The organism is Brachyspira catarrhinii (assembly GCF_005518285.1).
Lineage (GTDB): Bacteria > Spirochaetota > Brachyspiria > Brachyspirales > Brachyspiraceae > Brachyspira > Brachyspira catarrhinii.
This window is the reverse complement of record NZ_SJDU01000400.1, coordinates 1-1,968: the sequence shown is the minus strand read 5'-3', so window position 1 is coordinate 1,968 and position 1,968 is coordinate 1. Positions and strand designations below refer to the sequence as shown.

Here is a 1,968-nt window from a genome sequence, read left to right as displayed (position 1 = left end):
GAATAAATAAATAAGGATAGATAATGAAAAATTTAAAAAATTTAAATTTAAAAAAATTAATAAAGAAAATAATTCCTTTTGCTATGACGACATTCGCGTTATCATGTTCCAATAATGTTTCAAGCGAATATCCAGCGCCGCCTTTAGAGGCTACTTTTGTAAAAAGCGGAACGGGACAAAAATTTACAGGCTCGGAAGAATATTTTACGGGAGAAGTTGAAGGCGAATATATAACAGCTCCAAATAGCGCCTCTCAATTTTCTGTAGCTTATGTTACTTTTCAAGCGGGAGCAAGAAGTGCTTGGCATACTCATCCAGCGGGACAACATTTGATAGTCATTGAAGGAATAGGGCTTACGCAGGAAGATGGAAAACCTATCCGAGAGATTAGAGCGGGAGATGTTTTATATTGTCCGCCAAATGTAAAGCATTGGCATGGAGCTTCGCCAAATTCTTATATGAAACATGCGGCAATAACGGGAGTATCAAACGGTTCGGGCGTGACTTGGATGGAAAAAGTGACGGACGAAGAATATAACAAAAGATAGTTTTAAATGAATATAAATCAAGGAGAAAATAAAATGCAAAAAAGAATTTTAGGAAAAGATTTGGAAGTTTCGGCAATCGGTTTGGGTTGCATGGGAATGAGCCACGGATACGGAGAACCTTCCGACAAAAAAGAAATGATTTCTCTCATTCATAAGGCTATAGATTTGGGCGTGACATTTTTTGACACGGCTGAAGTTTACGGACCTTTTACCAACGAAGAGCTTGTGGGCGAAGCTTTGAAACCTTACAAAAACGATGTGGTAATAGCTACGAAGTTTGGAATAAAACTTGAAAACGGAAAGCAAGTATTGGACGCCAAACCATCCACAATACGCAAATCTATCGAAGGTTCGCTTAAAAGATTACAAATCGAAGCTATAGATTTGTATTATCTTCATAGAGTAGACCCGAATGCTCCGATAGAAGAAGTAGCCTCCACGATAAAAGATTTGATTAAAGAGGGGAAAGTTAAACATTGGGGGCTTTCGGAAGCTGGAGCTAATACTATAAGAAAAGCCGATTCGGTTTGTAAATTAACCGCCCTTCAAAGCGAATATTCTATGATGTGGCGAGAACCCGAAAAAGAAATAATTCCTTTGCTTGAAGAATTAAATATTGGGCTTGTTCCGTTTTCGCCTTTGGGAAAAGGATTTTTGACGGGAATATTCGATAAAAATTCTACTTTCAAAAATAACGATTTCAGAAGTATAGTTCCGAGATTTGAAAAAGAAAATTTAGAAGCAAATCAAGTATTGGTAGAGCTTGTAAAAGATATTGCAAACAAAAAGAATATAACATTGCCTCAAGTGGCTTTGGCTTGGGTATTGGCTCAAAAAAGTTTTATAGTTCCAATTCCAGGGACAAGAAATTTGGAAAGATTGAAAAATAATATTTCATCGGCGGATGTGATATTAAGCGGAGAAGAATTAAAAGATATAAACGAAGCGCTTTCAAAAATAACAATTCAAGGAGAGAGATATCCTAAAGAATTGGCGGAAAGAGTGGGAAAATAAGCAAGTAAAATAAAAAAATAAATTAAATACAGGAGAGATTACATGAAAAATGTAAAATTAAACAACGGCGTGGAAATGCCAATATTGGGTTTCGGAGTATATCAAATACCCGATTATGACGAATGCAAGAGAGCGATTTTAGACGCTTTGGAAACGGGCTACAGATTAATCGACACGGCTTCCGCATACTTCAACGAGAAAGCGGTTGGAGACGCGATAAAAGAAAGCGGAATAAACAGAAAAGAATTATTCATAACGACTAAATTATGGATTTCGGATGCTGGCTACGAAAAAGCGAAAAAAGGATTTGAAACTTCTATGGAAAAATTGCAACTCGATTATTTGGATTTGTATTTAATCCATCAGCCTTTCGGAGATTATTACGGTTCTTGGCGAGCTATGGAAG

Annotated in this window: 3 protein-coding genes; all 3 read left to right on the top strand. The window is 36.6% G+C overall.

Annotated elements, in window-relative coordinates; genetic code table 11:
- Positions 1-83 precede the first annotated feature (83 nt).
- Positions 84-548, top strand: coding sequence for a (R)-mandelonitrile lyase (locus tag EZH24_RS10925; protein ID WP_137999144.1), 465 nt, complete (start codon positions 84-86; stop codon positions 546-548).
- A gap of 33 nt (positions 549-581) precedes the next feature.
- Positions 582-1,562, top strand: coding sequence for an aldo/keto reductase (locus EZH24_RS10920; protein WP_137999143.1), 981 nt, complete (start codon positions 582-584; stop codon positions 1,560-1,562).
- A 42-nt stretch (positions 1,563-1,604) separates the two neighbouring features.
- A partial coding sequence (locus tag EZH24_RS10915; RefSeq protein ID WP_137999142.1) for an aldo/keto reductase occupies positions 1,605-1,968 on the top strand: 364 nt, incomplete at its 3' end.

Coding starts and splice junctions, on each gene's coding strand:
- EZH24_RS10925 (WP_137999144.1), top strand. CDS start 84: ATGACGACATTCGCGTTATCATGTTCCAATAATGTTTCAAGCGAATAT.
- EZH24_RS10920 (WP_137999143.1), top strand. CDS start 582: ATGCAAAAAAGAATTTTAGGAAAAGATTTGGAAGTTTCGGCAATCGGT.